Raw genomic sequence first — 16,360 nt, forward strand, 5'->3', positions numbered from 1 at the left:
GATATGACAGACACAGAAACGCAGGCGGAAGCCGGCATCGAGGCCGAGGCCCCGACGACGACTGCGGCCGCTCCTGCAAGCAAGGGCGAGGATCTCGAAGAGCGCCTGGTCGCCGAAGGTGAGATCGCCGGGGATTACCTCGAGGAACTCCTCGATCTGCTGGACTTCGATGGTGACATCGATCTGGACGTCGAAGGGGACCGCGCGATCGTCAGCATCGACGGCGGCAACGATCTGACCAAGCTGGTCGGTCGCAAGGGTGAGGTGCTGGATGCACTCCAGGAGCTGACCCGGTTGGCCGTGCACCAGAAGACCGGCGAGCGCAGCCGGCTGATGCTGGACATCGCCCGGTGGCGTCGGCAGCGGCGTGATGAACTGGCAGCGTTGGGTCAGAAGGTGGCTGACCGGGTGCTGGCGTCAGGCGAGCGCGAAGAGCTGTCGCCGATGACGCCGTTCGAGCGCAAGATCGTGCACGACGCCGTGGCGGCCGTGGATGGTGTGCACAGCGAGAGCGAGGGCGTGGAGCCGTCTCGCCGGGTGGTTGTCCTGCCTGATTGAGCACCTTAATTACATCGATGTTGTTCGTCGGCGGCGAGCTGGCGGGGAAAGCGGAGGCTGTTTCACGTGAAACATGGTGACGCCCCATCCCCACCGGCCGCCGCCGTCGACGTTTTTGGTGACCGTGCCGAGCTGGCACAGCGCTATGCGGAGATCCTCGCGGGCGACGGAATCGAACGCGGACTGATTGGACCGTCCGAAGTCAGCCGACTGTGGGACCGTCACGTGATGAATTGCGCCGCTATAGGTGAGTTGGTCGACAGCGGCGAACGAATCGGCGATATCGGCAGTGGAGCCGGCCTGCCGGGGATCCCGTTGGCGCTCGCTCGGCCCGACGTTCACGTGGTTCTCATCGAGCCGCTGCTGCGCCGCGCCGACTTCCTTCGGGAAGTCGTGGCCGAGCTCGGTATCGACGTGACCGTGATTCGGGGTCGCGCGGAGGAGCGGGTGGTGCGGGCCGAGGCAGGGGAGCTCGACGTCGTCACCTCCCGAGCTGTGGCCGCCCTCGACAAGCTGGCCAAGTGGAGCCTGCCCCTGCTGAAAGTCGACGGCCGGATGCTGGCCCTCAAGGGGGAGCGGGCGGCCGACGAAATCGTCGAACACCGTCGGGCACTCAACTCACTCGGTGCTGTGGACGTAAGGGTGGTGAAATGTGGCGTGAACTATTTGACTCCGCCCGCAACCGTGGTCGTGGCGAAGCGCGGAGCCAAGCGCGCAGGGACCGGCCGAGCGGTGAAGAACCGGCGATGACATCGCCGGCCCGGGGGAGCAACATGTCCCAGGTTTCAAAAGCGGCCGACCCGGTCGCCACATCAGGAAAGGCAGCATACGATGCCGATGTTTCACGTGAAACGTGGACTCCAAGCGTGACCATGGATACGCCGATCGGGGCGGAAGCCGAACGCGCGGTCCAGATCATTCACGGAGCCAAGGGACAGCAGCTGCCGCGCCCGGAGCACCAGCGGGTGTTCACGATCGCCAACCAGAAGGGTGGCGTCGGTAAGACCACCACCGCGGTCAACATGGCCGCGGCCCTGGCGCTGCAGGGTCTCAACGTTCTGGTCATCGATCTGGACCCTCAGGGCAACGCCAGCACGGCGCTGGGCATCGAGCACCGGCCGGGTACCGCGTCGTCGTACGAGGTGCTGATCGGGGAGATCACCCTGGAGAGCGCGCTGCAGCGCAGCCCGCACAACGAGCGCCTGTACTGCGTCCCGGCGACCATCGACCTCGCCGGCGCCGAGATCGAGTTGGTGAGCATGGTGGCACGTGAAACGCGGCTGCGGAACGCGCTCGCCACGCTGAAAGACCACAATTTCGACTACGTCTTCATCGACTGCCCGCCGTCGTTGGGTCTGCTGACCATCAACGCGCTTGTCGCGGCGCCGGAAGTGCTAATCCCGATCCAGTGCGAGTACTACGCCCTGGAGGGCGTGGGTCAGCTGCTCCGGAACATCGAGATGGTCAAGGCGCACCTGAATCCCCACCTCGACGTCACGACCGTCGTCCTCACCATGTACGACGGACGCACGAAACTCGCCGACCAGGTCGCGATGGATGTCCGCGACCACTTTGGCGATAAGGTTTTGCGGACCGTCATCCCACGCAGCGTCAAGGTTTCCGAGGCTCCGGGGTACGGCATGACGATCCTGGATTACGACCCGGGATCACGTGGAGCAATGAGCTATTTGGACGCCAGTCGTGAACTCGCCCAGCGTGGCGAGCACGGAGTGAGGAAGTAACGATGTCGCAGCCACGTAAGCGCAGCGGACTCGGTCGGGGACTGGCGGCGCTCATCCCGACCGGTGCACCCGAAGACGAGCAGCAGGACACCTCGCTGCGGATGGGGTCCGCCGCAGCCGACGTGGTGATCGGTGGGGCACCGTCGATCCCGACCAACGGCACCGCCGCCGCGGCAGCGGCCAAGGCGGAAGCCGAGGCCATCGGTGCGGTGTACCGCGAGATCGAGCCGGCGGAGATCCAGCCGAACCCGCGCCAGCCGCGGACTGTCTTCGACGGCGACGCGCTCGCCGAGCTCGTGCACTCCATCCGCGAGTTCGGCCTCATGCAGCCCATCGTGGTGCGCGAGCTGAGCGAGCCGTCGGGCCCGCACAAGTACCAGCTGATCATGGGCGAGCGGCGGTGGCGCGCCTCGCAGGAGGCCGGCCTCACCGCCATTCCGGCGATCGTGCGCGAGACCGCCGACGACAACATGCTGCGCGACGCGCTGCTCGAGAACATTCACCGGGTCCAGCTGAATCCGCTCGAAGAGGCGTCGGCCTACCAGCAGCTGCTGGAGGAGTTCGACGTCACCCACGAGGAACTCGCGACCCGCATCGGCCGGTCGCGTCCGGTCATCACCAACATGATCCGTCTGCTGAAGCTGCCCATCGCGGTGCAGCGTCGGGTCGCCGCCGGTGTGCTGTCGGCCGGCCACGCCCGTGCCCTGCTGGCGCTCGAAGGGGGAGCGGAGAAGCAGGAAGAGCTCGCCGCCCGGATCGTGGCCGAGGGGCTGTCGGTGCGCGCGACGGAAGAAGCCGTCACCCTGGCCAACCGCGACGGTGACAAGCCGGCGCCGGCACCGAAGCGCAAGCCGATCCAGATGCCCGGGCTGCAGGATGTGGCCGAGCAGTTGTCGACTGCGTTCGACACGAAGGTGACCGTGAGTCTGGGTAAGCGCAAAGGCAAGATCGTCGTCGAGTTCGGCTCGGTGGACGACCTTCAGCGCATCGTCGAGCTGATGAAGACCGAACAGGGCTAACTGGCCGGTTTTGGTTTTTGCGACTGCCCGACCAGCCACCAGGACCCGTTACGTCACTGTGACGGTGGGGTTTTTGGATGGATGGAACGAAGGAGGGGAACCGCGATGTTTCACGTGGAACAGCTCCGCATCTGGCCGCCGTCGATCGCGACTGAACAAATCGAGTCGGTGGCGCCGGCGTCTCTTATCCTGGAAGGGCAGCCTGATCCGATCGGGCGGACGACGGGAGTCTGGTGAGTTCACGAATCACGCCGCTGCGCCTCGAATCGTTCGAGCGGCTGCCGAAGCACGCGCGGCGTTGTGTCTTCTGGGAAGTCGACCCGTCGGCGCTCGGCGACAGTGAGCATCTCAGTGACCCCGAGTTCGAGAAGGAAGCATGGCTGTCGATGGTCATGCTCGAGTGGGGATCGTGCGGACAGCTGGCGGTAGCCTGCGATCCGGACCGCGCTGAGGACCCCAACGATGATGCGCCCTGTCTGGGCTATGCGTTCTATGCGCCGCCGCGCGCAGTGCCCCGGGCGGGGCGCTTTCCCACGGGACCGGTCAGTCCCGACGCGGTGCTGCTGACGTCCATTGGCGTCGACTCCGGTGAAGACGGCGAGGCGCTGTCGCGGCATCTCATCGCGGCCGTCGTCGCCGATCTGGTTCGTCGTGGTGTGCGGGCGCTGGAAGCGTTCGGCCGGACGACAGAGGTCGCCCAACTCGGTAGCCCGCACGCGTGCCCGGCAGAGCTGGCGGCGACCGTCGAGGCGTTCGGGGAGTGCGCCGTCGAGCAGTGCGTGATCGAGGCCGACTTCCTCCAAGACAACGGGTTCGAGATCGTTGCGCCGCACCCGTACTTCCCGCGACTGCGGCTGGAGCTGGAGCAGGGACTCGGCTGGAAGGCTGACGTCGAGGCTGCGCTGGAACGACTGCTGGAGAGCAACGCGTTGCAGCAGCCGGTGGGCGCACTGCCCAGCCCGGTGCTGTGGACACCGCGGCGCTGAGATCGGTCCGCGTGGACGCCAGTCTCAACTGAGTGGTTCCACGTGAAACACCGACCTTCCCGTACCCTCGCCGCCATGGGGCGTCGTCGATGAATCCGGATTCCTCGGGCCTGCTCGATGTCGGCGACGGCAATCGCATGTACTGGGAAACGCGGGGCAATCCGGCCGGCCGCCCGGTCCTGATCGTCCACGGCGGTCCTGGTTCGGGCCGCTCGCGCACCGCCCACAAACAATTCGACCCAGACCTCTTCCGCGTGGTGTCTTTCGATCAACGTGGCTGCGGCGACAGCGTGCCGAGCGCGGCCGATCCGACGACGGACATGTCGTGCAACACCACCGAGCATCTGCTCGCCGACATAGAGGCGCTGCGGCATCACCTCGGCATCGAACAGTGGCTGCTTTACGGCGGCTCCTGGGCGTCCACATTGATCGTCGCCTATGCGCAGCGGCATCCGGAGCGAGTGCTCGGCATCGTGCTGATCGGCGTGACGATGACGCGGCCGCAGGAAGTCGATTGGCTGTACCGCGGGCTGCGGATCGTCCGGCCGGTCGAGTGGCAGCGGTTCCGCGACGGCGTGCCGGCGGAGCACCGGGACGGGAATCTCGTCGAGGCGTACCGGCAGCTGCTGGGGCATCCCGACGCCGCGGTGCGGGAGCGGGCCGCACAGGACTGGTGCGCGTGGGAAGACGCCGCGATCGCCCACGAGACTCTGGGGAAGCCCGGTCAGTACACGGCGAAGATGGATGCGGACCGCATGGCGTTCGTGCGGATCTGCACGCACTACTTCGCCCACACCGCGTGGCTCGAAGACGGTCAACTGCTGCGCGATGCGCATCGACTCAACGGCATCCCCGGCGTCCTGATCCACGGCCGCCTCGACCTCTCCGCGCCGGTGCGGACGGCTTGGGAACTCGCGCAGGCATGGCCCGACGCCGAGCTCCGGATCATCGAGGACTCCGGCCACACGGGCAGCCCCGCGATGGCGGCGGCGATCACTGACGCGGTCGCGCGGTTCATTCCGCGGAGCTGACGGCGCGACGGTTCCACGTGAAACAACGGGGGTCGTAGGACAGCGCGCCGGGGGAGATACGCGTCTGCGCTGATGTTTGTGGCCCACCCCGGCGGCACGCTGATTAGCATGAGCGAACTGCGTGCGGGTACCCCATTGGTGGACTGGAGCGACGTGGGCGTGAGCGAGCTGCCGACCGGAACGGTGACGTTGCTACTGGCTGACGTCGAAGGCTCGACGGGGCTCTGGGAGACCCAGCCCGACCAGATGGCCGCCGCCATCGCGCGCCTCGATGAGACCGTCTCTGCCGCACTCATCACCCACGCCGGGGTCCGGCCGGTCGAGCAGGGGGAGGGCGACAGCTTCGTCGTCGCCTTCGGTTGTGCGTCGGACGCGGTGGCGTGCGCGCTGGATCTGCAACGCGCGCCGCTCGCGCCGATCCGGCTGCGCATCGGAATCCACACCGGCGAGGTCCGCCTGCGCGACGCCGGTAACTACATCGGCCCGACCATCAATCGGACCGCGCGACTCCGGGATCTCGGGCACGGCGGCCAGACGTTGTTGTCGGGAGTGACGGCGGCGCTGACCGAGGGTCAGCTCCCGGACGGCGCGTCAATGAGCGATCTCGGCACGCACGTGATGCGCGATCTCCCGCGGCCGGAACGCGTCAGGCAGTTGTGTCACCCGGATCTGCGCAACGACTTCCCGCCGCTGCGGGCGCCGGGCTCCGTCGTCGCGCACGGACTGCCCGCCGAGTTGACGACCTTCATCGGGCGCCAGACCGAGACGACGAATCTGCGCGACGCCCTGGTGGCCCACCGGCTCGTCACTCTCAGCGGAGCCGGCGGCGCGGGCAAGACGCGGCTGGCGGTCCACGTGGCTGCCCGCGCGGTCGGCGACTACGACGACGGCGTCTGGTTCGTCGACCTGGCTTCGGTCACCAATCCCGACGCCGTGCCGGTCACCGCGGCCCGGGTGTTCGGGCTGCCCGACCAACCCGGCCGCTCCACGACCGACACCCTGCTGCGGTTCGTCCGCGACCGTCGACTCCTCATGGTGCTCGACAACTGTGAGCACGTCCTCGACGCGAGCGCCACGTTCGTGGCGTCTCTGCTCGGGGCGGCACCGGGCGTCACGGTTTTGGCCACGAGCCGGGAGCCGCTCGGTGTCCCCGGGGAAGCGGTGTGGCAGGTGCCGTCCCTGTCGCTCGCCGACGAGGCCGTCGAACTGTTCGCCGACCGGGCTCGGCTCGCGCGCGCCGACTTCGCCGTCACCGAGGACAACGCCAGCACCGTCTCCCAGATCTGTCAGCGGCTCGACGGTATGCCGCTGGCGATCGAATTCGCGGCGGCCCGGCTGCGCGCGCTGTCGCTGCCCGAGATCCTGGACAGCCTCCACGATCGGTTCCGATTGCTCACCGGAAGTTCCCGGACGGCGGTGCGGCGGCAGCAGACATTGCGCGCGTCCGTGGATTGGTCGCACGCCCTCTTGAGTGAGCCCGAGCGCGTCCAGTTCCGCCGGCTGGCGGTATTCCTCGGTGGCTTCGATCTGGGGGCCGCCCGGGCGGTAGCGGCGGCGGATGTGGCCGAGCGGTATCAGGTTCTCGATCAGCTGAGCCTGCTCGTGGACAAGTCTCTTGTGGTCGCCGAGAGTACGGCCGGCGGTACCCGCTACAGACTGCTGGAGACGGTGCGCCAGTACGGGTTGGAGAAGCTGGGTGAGTCGGGCGAAGCCGACGCCGTGCGGGCGCGCCATCGCGACCACTATGCGGCGCTGGCGACCGCGCTCGATGGGTCCGGTCGGTCGGCGCAGAACCAACCGCGTCTCGACGACGTCGAACTCGAGATCGACAACCTGCGCGCCGCGTTCGAGTGGAGCCGGGACAGCGGGGACATCGACGCGGCGGCGACGATGGTGTCGTCGTTGCAGCCGCTGTGGCTCAAGTGCGGCCGCATTCGGGAAGGGCTGGCGTGGTTCAGCAGCGTGCTGAGCGACGAGTGCCTGCGTACCCTCCAGACGGCGCCTGTGGCCTACGCACGGGTGCTGGCGGACAAGGCGGTACTCGATGTGTGGGCGGGTGTGCCCGGGAGCCTGGGGATGGCAGAGCGGGCCCTGCACCTTGCGCGACAGGTCGACGATCCAGTTCTGTTGGCCCGGGCTTTGACCGCGTGCGGCTTCGTCGCCGGCAACAGTGACAACCCGCGGCTGGCCCACGAGTACTTCGCGGAGGGCATCCCGATTGCACGAGCGTCGAACGACGTCTGGAGATTGAGCGCAATCCTCTTGTGGCAAGCCCAGGCGGCCGCTGTGGGCGGAGATCCCGTGACGGCCCGTGCGGCCGCCGAAGAAGTTCGGGATCTCGCCGAGGCAACCGGCGCCCGATTCGACTCGCGCGAATGGCGTGCCAACCTTGGGTGGGCACAACTGATGCAGGGGGAGTTGGACGCCGCCGTCGCGCACTTCCGGGCAGCGGTCGCCGAAGCCGAAGCGGCGCACGACTCGATCTGGACAGTGGGTGCACTTCAAGGTCTCGGCATTGCCTTGGCTTGGCGTGGTGAAGCGGCCGCCGCTCGAGCCGCGGCAGAAACTGCCGTGGCGCTGGCGGCAGATCTCGGTGAGTTCATGCTCGGAGTCGGTACGGCGGCGCTGGCGTCGGCGGCCCTCGCCCAGGGCGATGTCGCGACAGCGCGGGCGGCCAGCCTGGCGTCCGAACGTCATCTCAGCGTCCAGCCGGCTGCCCGCGGTCACCACGTACGCGCGCTCGGCCGAAGCAGAACTGGCGGGCGGTGATCTGGTGGCCGCGCGCCGGCTGGCCGACGAGGCGGTGCGGGTGAATGTGGGCTGGCATCTGATGCTCGCAGACATCACCAGGGCACGCGTGGCGATGGCCCAGGACCAACCGGATCAAGCGTCACGTGACGCTCACGCCGCGCTCGCTGTTGCTGTCGAAATTGGGGCCGCGGCCGGAGTTCCGGAAATCTTCGAATGCCTAGCGGCGCTATCCGGCGATCACCGGGAGGCAGCCCGGCTCTACGGCGCAGCAGAGTCGATGCGGGGACACGTCGGTGCCGTCCGCTTCCAAGTCCACCAGGCGGGCTACGCGGCGGCGGTGGCGGCCCTGCGGGAGGCGATGGGGGAGACGGACTTCGACGCCGCGTGGGTCGAGGGCGCCGGGCTGTCGGTCGAGGAGGCGATCGCGTACGCCCAACGCGGCCATGGCGAGCGCAAGCGTCCGGCGAGCGGCTGGGGCTCGCTGACACCGGCCGAACGGGAGGTCGTGAAACTGGTGTGTGAAGGCCTGGGCAACAAGGATATTGCGACGCGGCTGTTCGTCTCCCCGCGGACCGTGCAGGCACACCTGACCCACGTCTACACCAAGCTCGCTCTCAGTTCCCGGATCCAGCTGATCCAGGAGGCCGCACACCACGAGTGACAACGCGGCCGTGGCATCCGGGTCTGGTGAATCAGACGTCGATGTGACGCTTGGAGAACTGGTCGACGATCGCGGGATCGCGGTGGTCGAAGAACAGACTTGTGTTGGTGTCCATCGCCGCGATCTGGTCCATCTCGGCGGCGGTGAGCTCGAAGTCGAAAACGGCGAGGTTCTCCCGCATCCGCTCGGGGCGGACGGACTTGGGGATCACGATCACGTCGCGCTGGATCAGCCAGCGCAGCACGACCTGTCCGACCGATCTGCCGTGCGCCGCGGCGATCGCAGTCAGCGTCGGATCGGCGAACATGTTGTTGCGACCCTCGGCGAACGGGCCCCACGATTCGTGGCGCACACCGTAGGCCCTCATCACCCGATGATCCTCGGCGCGCTGATAGAAGACGTGCGTCTCGATCTGGTTGACGGCCGGGGTCACGTCGTTGTGCACGATCAGATCGACCAGCCGGTCCGGCAGAAAATTCGACACGCCTATCGCCCGGGCGCGGCCCTGGGCCAGCAACTGCTCCATGGCCCGCCAGGCGCCGAAGTAGTCATTGAAGGGTTGATGGATCAGGTAGAGGTCGACGTAGTCCAACCCGAGCCGGTCCAGGGACCGCTCGAACGCGGCCGGGGTGGCGTCCTGACCGGCATGCTCCATCCACAACTTGGTGGTGACGAACAGTTCGTCGCGCGGGATGCCGCTGGCGGCGAGGGCACGCCCGACGGAACGCTCGTTTTGATACGACGCCGCCGTGTCGATGTGCCGGTACCCGGCTTCCAGCGCCTGCGCGACGACATGTTCGGTCTCGTCATCGGGCACCTGGTAGACGCCGAATCCCAGGACCGGGATCTCGACGCCGTTGTTCAAGGTGATGGTCTGCACGGGGTGTCCTCGTGTACCGATGGTGACGGGCGGAGGCTCAGCGTTCGTACATCGCCATCTGTTCGGGGTTGTAGCGTTCCCCGACTGCTGGGGGCAGGGTGTTCAGGGCCTGCAGTTGTGCGGCGCTCAGCTCCACCGCGTCGGCGGCGATGTTCTCCTCCACACGTGCGACGCGCTTGGTCCCCGGGATGGGAGCGATGTCGTCGCCTTGCGCCAGCAGCCAGGCCAACGCCACCTGGGCCGGGGTCGCTCCCACCTGATCGGCGACGGCTTTGACCTCGTCGGCGATGCGCAGGTTCCGGGTGAAGTTCTCTCCGGTGAAACGGGGGTTGTCCTTGCGGAAGTCGGTGTCGTCGAACTGTTCGGGGGAGCGGATGGTGCCCGTCAGAAAGCCGCGGCCCAGCGGGGAGAACGGCACCAGTCCGATGCCCAGCTCACGCAAGGTCGGGATGATCTCGGCCTCCAGATCGCGGGTCCACAGCGAGTACTCGGACTGCAGCGCGGTGATCGGATGCGTGGCGTGGGCGCGGCGGATGGTTGTAGCGGCGGCCGCCGACAACCCGATGTGGCGCACCTTGCCTTCGCCGACGAGTTCAGCGACCGCACCGACGGTGTCCTCGATCGGCGTGGCCGGATCGACGCGGTGTTGGTAGTACAGATCGATGTAGTCGGTACCCAATCGACGCAGCGACCCTTCGACGGCGGTGCGGATGTTGGCCGGGCTGCTGTCGAGGTTCCAGGCGCCCTCGCCGGTGTGGGACACCAGACCGAACTTGGTGGCCAGCACCACCTGATCGCGACGACCCTGCAACGCCTTGCCGACGAGTTCTTCATTGATGTACGGGCCGTAGATTTCGGCGGTGTCGATGAACGTCAGCCCTAGATCGAGGGCACGGTGAATCGTCCGGATCGACTCGGCGTCGTCGGCGCCGGCACCGGTGTACCCGTGCGACATCCCCATCGCTCCGAGGCCGATCCTCGACACCGTCAGGTCCCGCAGTTGGATGTACTTCATTGCGCCTCCGGCCAGTTGAGTTCCATCAACGAGTCAACCGCGTAATGGGCCGGCCGGGGAGGGCCTGTGATGACAGGTACTGCCAGACACCCCCGCACCCCGGCGCACCGGCCATAGTGTGGGAACCGTGGACCACCGTCGCGAGATACGCGAGTTCCTGACCTCGCGCCGCGCCCGCATCACGCCGCAGCAGGCCGGCCTCGAGGTGTTCGGCAGAAAGAGACAGGTGCCAGGGCTGCGCCGCGAAGAAGTCGCCATGCTCACCGGAGTCTCCGCGGACTACTACATCCGGCTCGAGCGAGGCAATCTGGTCGGCGCCTCCGACAGCGTCCTGGACGCGCTGGCGCGGGCTCTGCAACTCGACGATGCCGAACGCGACCATCTATTCGATCTGGCGCGCATCGACAACGCCGCACGCGCCACGAAACGCGCGTCGACGTCGACGACGCGGATCAAACCCGTTGTGCGGCAGGTGCTCGACGCGATCACCGACGCCGCTGCCGACATCCGCAATGAACGTGGCGACATCATCGCGGCCAACAAACTTGGTGCCGCGCTGTACAGCGAAACGCATGCCGAGACCGTGCAACCGCCCAACGTCGCGCGTTACACCTTTCTGAACCCGAGCGCGCGGGACTTCTTCGTCGACTGGGACCGCGCCGCCACCGACATCGTCGCGGTGCTGCGAGCTGCTGCCGGACGTAACCCCTACGACAAATCGTTGTCCGACCTGGTCGGTGAATTGTCCACTCGCAGCGATGAATTCCGGGTGCGCTGGGCCTCCCACAACGTCCGCCGCCACACGACTGGCACCAAACGCATGCGCCACCACATCGTCGGCGACATCGAATTGAACTACCAGAGCTTCGAATTGCCCGGAGAGCAAGGACTACGCCTGAGCGTCTTCACTGCCGAACCCGACAGCGCCAACCAGCAGGCTCTGCGCTTCCTCGCCAGCTGGGCCGACACCACCGGCGCCCTGGGGGCCTCACAACCCGGGTTCGACGCCGTCCGCGATGTCGGCCAGGATGTCGACGACCTCGGATAGCGGCCGCGTCGTCTCGATCTCATGGGTGGCGGACTGCCTCAGCAGCGGTTCGGTCTCTGCGATGTCAGCCAGGATCCGGGCGCGCTCGTCAGCGGTCTTGCCGAACGGATTGTTCGTCCGGCGCTGCAGCCTGTCCAAGATGACTTCGGTTGGGGCGGTGAGTAGTACGACCGCGTCGAACCGGTCGTAGAACCGCCACTGGTTGGCCACGGTGCCCTGAATGAACAAGGACGCCTCGCGCGGCTGATGCAGTAGGTCGTCGATCAGAGGCTCTCGCCAGAGTGGCTCGCCGTCGATGACTTCGATCCACGGCCCGTCGTCGGTGTCGACGGTGGCGTAACCCCGCCGAGCAAGCTCGGCCAGTGCAGTCGACTTGCCCACCCCGGACATCCCCGTGACGAGGACCGCCGCGTGGCGACTCATACCGACGGACTAAGCGCCGGCCTGGCCGGCCTGTTCCACCGACATCTCGTGAGCCAGCAGCTCGGCGAAGGTGAAAGTGCCTGTGGGACGGTCGTTCTTGCCCAGCAGGTACAGCCGCTTCACGGCGGCCAGGATGCCTTCGGCAATGGAGTCGCGGGCACCGGGGGAGGTCAGCAGCTCGCGGTCGTGCGGGCTGCTGACGTAGCCGAGGTCGACCTGCACGGTGGGCATCCTGGTCAGCCGCAGCAGGTCCCAGGTCCGGCCGTGGGTCCGGCAGTCGCGGAAACCGCTGCGCGCCACCACTTCCCGCTGAATGAAGTCGGCGAGGTTGCGGCCGATGGTGGACACCGAACCGTGCGAGTTCCCGAAGTAGAACGACGCGACGCCGTTGGCTGCCGGGCTGGGTAGGCTGGCGCAGCGCAGGCTGATCATCAGGTCGGCGCCGACGGCGTTGGCCGTCGCGGCGCGCTCGGCGTCGGCCGGGCTGCCGCCGACCGGGCGCGACAGGAACGTGTCCATGCCGATGGCCGTCATGCGGCCTTCCAAGCGGCTGGCGAGATCCCAGAGGACGTCGGCTTCGCTGACGGGGCCGGACCGGCTCGTCATGATGAGCCCGCGGTCGTCGCCGCCGCGGCCCGGATCGATGATGATCCGCTTTCCGGTCAGGCGGGGGCCGCTGCGTCGGACGAGTTCCTCTTCGCGGATCGCGTGCGGCGAACCGCCGGTGACCCGGGAACCGAGGAAGTACAGGGAGCGCAGCGTCTCCGGACCGCAGATGCCGTCCGGGAACATGCCGTACTCGCGCTGGTACGACATCAGGCCGTTGTGGGTCTGCAAGCCGAAATGACCATCGACGAGACCGGTGTAGAAACCGAGATCCTGCAGCCGCGCCTGCAGGGTGGCGACGTCGTCGCCGTACATGGGGGCACCGAACTGGTGCGACAGCGTGCGCGCCCCCAGCCGGTACGAGGCTTCTTTCAGCGAGCGATAGGTGGCCTCACCGACCATGCCGTCGACGAGGAGCCCACGCTGCTGCTGGAAGGCGCGCACGGCCTCATCGAGATCGTCGTCGAAATAATCGAGAGCGACGTGCTTGCCGGTGGTGAGATCCGCGTCGGGACTGTCGAGCAGTCCCAGGGCGGCCAGTGCGGCCCGAATCTCGGTGACCGAACCTCCCCGGTCACCGCGACGCAGTATCGACATTCCTGGCCTTTCAATCACGGACGCCAGGCGGGCGGACAGCTAGCGCACTGGCGGGACGCCTGCACCCATTGTCGCAGACCCTCCTCAGGAATCCGCAACTTCACAGGCAGCAGCGGTGCGCCCCGCCGAATCCGGCGGGTGCGCAGCCGCTGATGCAGTCAGAGTTCGTCGGCGATCTCGCGCAGCAGTGCCGCCTTGCCCTTGGCGCCGACGATGCGCTTCACAGGCTCGCCGTCCTTGAACAGGATCAGGGTCGGGATCGAGACGACGTTGAAGTTGCGGGCGGTCTCGGGGTTGGCGTCGACGTCGAGCTTGGCGACGGTCAACTCCCCGGCCTTTTCGCCGGCCAATTCCTCGAGCACCGGGGCGATCATCTTGCACGGTCCGCACCAGGTCGCCCAGAAGTCGACCAGCACCGGGGTGCCGCTCTTGATCACGTCGCTGTCGAACGAACCGTCGGTGACGGTCAGCGTTGCGCTGCCCTCGCTCATGTATTGCTCCTCTCGGGTGAACTCTGTGGGGGAAGGACGATCAGCCGTGGTGCTCGGCCAGCCAGCGCTCGGCGTCGATGGCCGCCGCGCAGCCGCTGCCGGCCGCGGTGATCGCCTGGCGGTAGGTGTGGTCGACCAGATCGCCCGCGGCGAAGACGCCGTCCAGCGACGTGTTGGTGGTGCGACCCTGCACCTGCACGTAGCCCTCGTCATCGAGCTCGACAACGCCGCGCACGAGACCCGAGCGCGGGTCGTGGCCGATGGCGACGAACACGCCGGTGACGGGCAGCTTGCTCTCCTCGCCGGTGGCGGCGTTGCGCAGGCGCAGTCCACTGACCTTCGAATCACCTTCCACCGCAACAACTTCGGTGTTGGTGACGAAGGTGATCTTCTCGTTCGCCTGCGCGCGCTCGAGCATGATCCGCGAGGCGCGGAACTCGTCGCGGCGGTGAATCAGCGTCACCGAACGGGCGAAGCGCGTCAGGAACGTCGCCTCCTCCATCGCGGAGTCGCCGCCGCCGATCACGGCGATGTCCTGGTCGCGGAAGAAGAAACCGTCACAGGTGGCACAGGTGCTCACGCCCTGGCCGATCAGCTCCTGCTCACCCGGCACGCCGAGGTGGCGGGCGGCCGCGCCCATCGCGAGGATGACCGCGCGGGCCTGATGGGTCTCGCCGTCGACGGTGACGGTCTTGATGGGGCCGTCGAGGGACACCGCGTCGACGTCTTCCATGCGCAGATCGGCGCCGAACCGCAGGGCCTGCTCGCGCATCTCGTCCATGAGTTCGGGGCCGGTGATGCCCTCTTTGAAGCCGGGGTAGTTCTCCACCTCAGTGGTGGTCATCAAGGCACCACCGAATTGGACACCTTCGAAAACCACCGGCTTGAGCTGGGCGCGAGCCGCGTACACCGCTGCGGTGTAGCCGGCCGGCCCGGAGCCGATGATGATCACGTCGTGCACGGTGTCTGGGGTGGTCATGGCCGCCTTTCATCTGGCTCTGGTCAGGCTCATACCTGGTTGGCCTGCTGCCAGAGTCGGTACGCCTATAACACCAGGGTAAGTGCCGGTGTTCCCGGCCGTTTGGCGGGCCACGGGGCGGTCAGCGGCGCGGCTCTGCCGGGGCGTCCACGATGACGGCATCGGCGATCAGGCCGGCATCGGTCGAGCTGCAGCCGGGAGACACCACCAAGGCCATCATCGAGCCGGGGTCGGTCCTCGGCAGCAGCAGGAGCACCTGGGCGCGGTCGTGCGCGGTCACGGTGGCGGCGCCCAGCACCGGGGTGGTGGGGGCGTAACCGAGGCCCTGCAGGCAGGACCGCAATCGGTCCGGCCCGGCGAGCGGCCCCAGCTCGGGCGGTCGGCCCCGCAGCCCCAGGATTTGGCGATCGGCCCACGGCATCCCCGCCTGGCGCTGGACGGTCAGCGACGCCGCGGTGGGGCCCGCCGAGGTGCGGGTCGGTTCGTCGGGCCCGCTGATCACGACGACGGCGCCGATGCCGACCGCCACCAGTGCGGCAGCGGCCCCGGCGATGGCGGCGGGGCGGGATCGGCGCGCACCGTGGCCGGCGGAGTGACCGGGGACGACGGTGTGACGTGCCGGTTGGGTTCCGGCGTCGTGCAGGGCGGATCCGATGCGCGCGGTGACCTCGGCCGGAATGTCGCTCTCGGCGTCGTCGTCCGCCAGGTCATGCAGATCGCGGCGGACCTGTTCGAGCTCCGCGTACCGCCGGGCGACTGCCGGATCGTCGCGGATCCGCTGGCGCAGTCGGGCAGCCGTGGCGTCGTCGAGCAGTCCGGCCTGCAGGTCGGCCAGCTGCTCGTGGGTGACGGACTCGTCGGTGTGTTCGTCGTCCACGAGCCGAAGCCTAATCCGGTGCGGTGCGTCGGCCCTGCGCTGCTTTGCTCGTCAGTCCGCCGAGTGCGACAGATGCGCCAGGGACTGGGCGAGTTTCGCGCGGGCCCGGGAGCAGCGGCTCTTCACGGTGCCCTCCGCGATGCCCAGCATCGCCGCGGTCTCGGCCACCGAGTAGCCCTGCATGTCGACTGCGACGACCGCGGCCCGCTGCTCGACGGGTAGCCGCAGCAGCGCCCGCTCGATGACGATGGTCGTCTCGACGCGGCGCGCCGGGTCGGCGATCCGGCAGTCGGCCTCGTTGAGTTCTTCGGTTCGGTGAAACCGGTTGTGGCGCAACCGGTCCAGACAGGAATTCACCACGATGCGGCACAGCCAGCTGCGAACCGAACTGTCGTGCCGGAACCGCGGCGCGTGGCGGTGCGCTTTGAACAGGGCGTCCTGGAGGGCGTCTGCGGCATCCTGCGGGTCGTGGCTGGTCAACCGGGCGAGCCGGTACAGCTGGTGGCGGTGCCGGTAGAACAGCTCCTCGAACGCGTACCGCTCACCGGCGATGTGCGCCGCGAGCAATTCTGCGTCTGATGCGTCCGACGGTGGCGCCCCGAAACTCCCCACTTCCGAACCATAAGTCGGGTTCTGGAACGGGCCCGACGCGAATTGGTCGACATCGCCTTTGACCAGCGCAGATGCGGTGTGTGG

General features: G+C 67.7%; 15 protein-coding genes and 1 pseudogene. 8 read left to right on the top strand and 8 right to left on the bottom strand.

The features are described 5' to 3' along the window. The first annotated feature begins 3 nt into the window (after nucleotides 1–3). From TL10_RS15770 to TL10_RS15800, 7 genes and pseudogenes are all read left to right on the top strand, one after another. On the top strand, nucleotides 4–558 hold the full coding sequence (locus tag TL10_RS15770; protein ID WP_043391479.1) for a Jag family protein: 555 nt from the start codon (nucleotides 4–6) through the stop codon (nucleotides 556–558). 66 nt (nucleotides 559–624) lie between these two features. After that, a complete protein-coding gene (rsmG, locus tag TL10_RS15775) occupies nucleotides 625–1,308 on the top strand; it encodes a 16S rRNA (guanine(527)-N(7))-methyltransferase RsmG (RefSeq protein ID WP_043986321.1) in 684 nt (227 codons plus the stop codon). 23 nt (nucleotides 1,309–1,331) lie between these two features. After that, nucleotides 1,332–2,300: a ParA family protein gene (locus tag TL10_RS15780; protein WP_234711459.1), complete on the top strand. Its 969-nt coding sequence runs from the start codon at nucleotides 1,332–1,334 to the stop codon at nucleotides 2,298–2,300. Between the two features lie 2 nt (nucleotides 2,301–2,302). After that, on the top strand, nucleotides 2,303–3,319 hold the full coding sequence (locus TL10_RS15785) for a ParB/RepB/Spo0J family partition protein (protein ID WP_043986323.1): 1,017 nt from the start codon (nucleotides 2,303–2,305) through the stop codon (nucleotides 3,317–3,319). 233 nt (nucleotides 3,320–3,552) lie between these two features. Further along, complete coding sequence (locus TL10_RS15790) at nucleotides 3,553–4,305, top strand: hypothetical protein (RefSeq protein ID WP_043986324.1); 753 nt, start codon at nucleotides 3,553–3,555, stop codon at nucleotides 4,303–4,305. A gap of 89 nt (nucleotides 4,306–4,394) precedes the next feature. Then, complete coding sequence (pip, locus tag TL10_RS15795) at nucleotides 4,395–5,336, top strand: prolyl aminopeptidase (protein ID WP_043986325.1); 942 nt, start codon at nucleotides 4,395–4,397, stop codon at nucleotides 5,334–5,336. A gap of 108 nt (nucleotides 5,337–5,444) precedes the next feature. Next, nucleotides 5,445–8,748, top strand: a pseudogene (locus tag TL10_RS15800) (helix-turn-helix transcriptional regulator). Between the two features lie 31 nt (nucleotides 8,749–8,779). Here TL10_RS15800 and TL10_RS15805 read toward each other — a convergent pair. Together TL10_RS15805 and TL10_RS15810 are read right to left on the bottom strand one after the other, a co-directional pair. Next, complete coding sequence (locus TL10_RS15805) at nucleotides 8,780–9,628, bottom strand: aldo/keto reductase (RefSeq protein ID WP_043391492.1); 849 nt, start codon at nucleotides 9,626–9,628, stop codon at nucleotides 8,780–8,782. A gap of 37 nt (nucleotides 9,629–9,665) precedes the next feature. Then, nucleotides 9,666–10,643 (bottom strand): aldo/keto reductase, encoded by a 978-nt coding sequence (locus TL10_RS15810; protein ID WP_043986326.1) that lies wholly within the window; start codon nucleotides 10,641–10,643, stop codon nucleotides 9,666–9,668. Between the two features lie 118 nt (nucleotides 10,644–10,761). Between TL10_RS15810 and TL10_RS15815 the strand changes: the two genes are divergently transcribed. Further along, nucleotides 10,762–11,691, top strand: coding sequence for a helix-turn-helix transcriptional regulator (locus TL10_RS15815; RefSeq protein WP_043986327.1), 930 nt, complete (start codon nucleotides 10,762–10,764; stop codon nucleotides 11,689–11,691). Here the strand turns inward: TL10_RS15815 and TL10_RS15820 are convergent. From TL10_RS15820 to sigM, 6 genes are all read right to left on the bottom strand, one after another. Beyond that, nucleotides 11,632–12,114, bottom strand: a complete 483-nt coding sequence (locus tag TL10_RS15820) for a shikimate kinase (RefSeq protein WP_082067959.1) — start codon at nucleotides 12,112–12,114, stop codon at nucleotides 11,632–11,634. The two genes, TL10_RS15815 and TL10_RS15820, sit on opposite strands and share 60 nt — an antisense overlap. Nucleotides 12,115–12,123: 9 nt before the next feature. Further along, entirely contained in the window at nucleotides 12,124–13,317 is a 1,194-nt protein-coding gene (locus tag TL10_RS15825) for an N-acetylmuramoyl-L-alanine amidase (RefSeq protein ID WP_043986329.1), read from the bottom strand. 158 nt (nucleotides 13,318–13,475) lie between these two features. Next, entirely contained in the window at nucleotides 13,476–13,808 is a 333-nt protein-coding gene (gene trxA, locus TL10_RS15830) for a thioredoxin (RefSeq protein WP_043391502.1), read from the bottom strand. Between the two features lie 40 nt (nucleotides 13,809–13,848). Next, a complete protein-coding gene (gene trxB / locus TL10_RS15835; RefSeq protein WP_043986330.1) occupies nucleotides 13,849–14,787 on the bottom strand; it encodes a thioredoxin-disulfide reductase in 939 nt (312 codons plus the stop codon). 121 nt (nucleotides 14,788–14,908) lie between these two features. Further along, complete coding sequence (locus TL10_RS15840; RefSeq protein ID WP_052506430.1) at nucleotides 14,909–15,664, bottom strand: RsmA family anti-sigma factor; 756 nt, start codon at nucleotides 15,662–15,664, stop codon at nucleotides 14,909–14,911. Nucleotides 15,665–15,715: 51 nt separating this feature from the next. After that, nucleotides 15,716–16,276: an RNA polymerase sigma factor SigM gene (gene sigM / locus TL10_RS15845; RefSeq protein ID WP_043986332.1), complete on the bottom strand. Its 561-nt coding sequence runs from the start codon at nucleotides 16,274–16,276 to the stop codon at nucleotides 15,716–15,718. Nucleotides 16,277–16,360: the final 84 nt, after the last annotated feature.

Origin of the sequence: Mycolicibacterium llatzerense, assembly GCF_000878195.1 — a bacterium.
GTDB lineage: Bacteria > Actinomycetota > Actinomycetes > Mycobacteriales > Mycobacteriaceae > Mycobacterium > Mycobacterium llatzerense.

What these genes read in the sequence shown, in the direction of transcription:
- TL10_RS15770 (WP_043391479.1), top strand. Translation starts at nt 4, where the DNA reads ATGACAGACACAGAAACGCAGGCGGAAGCCGGCATCGAGGCCGAGGCC.
- TL10_RS15780 (WP_234711459.1), top strand. Translation starts at nt 1,332, where the DNA reads ATGTCCCAGGTTTCAAAAGCGGCCGACCCGGTCGCCACATCAGGAAAG.
- TL10_RS15785 (WP_043986323.1), top strand. Translation starts at nt 2,303, where the DNA reads ATGTCGCAGCCACGTAAGCGCAGCGGACTCGGTCGGGGACTGGCGGCG.
- pip (WP_043986325.1), top strand. Translation starts at nt 4,395, where the DNA reads ATGAATCCGGATTCCTCGGGCCTGCTCGATGTCGGCGACGGCAATCGC.
- TL10_RS15810 (WP_043986326.1), bottom strand. Translation starts at nt 10,643, where the DNA reads ATGAAGTACATCCAACTGCGGGACCTGACGGTGTCGAGGATCGGCCTC.
- TL10_RS15820 (WP_082067959.1), bottom strand. Translation starts at nt 12,114, where the DNA reads ATGAGTCGCCACGCGGCGGTCCTCGTCACGGGGATGTCCGGGGTGGGC.
- TL10_RS15825 (WP_043986329.1), bottom strand. Translation starts at nt 13,317, where the DNA reads ATGTCGATACTGCGTCGCGGTGACCGGGGAGGTTCGGTCACCGAGATT.
- trxA (WP_043391502.1), bottom strand. Translation starts at nt 13,808, where the DNA reads ATGAGCGAGGGCAGCGCAACGCTGACCGTCACCGACGGTTCGTTCGAC.
- trxB (WP_043986330.1), bottom strand. Translation starts at nt 14,787, where the DNA reads ATGACCACCCCAGACACCGTGCACGACGTGATCATCATCGGCTCCGGG.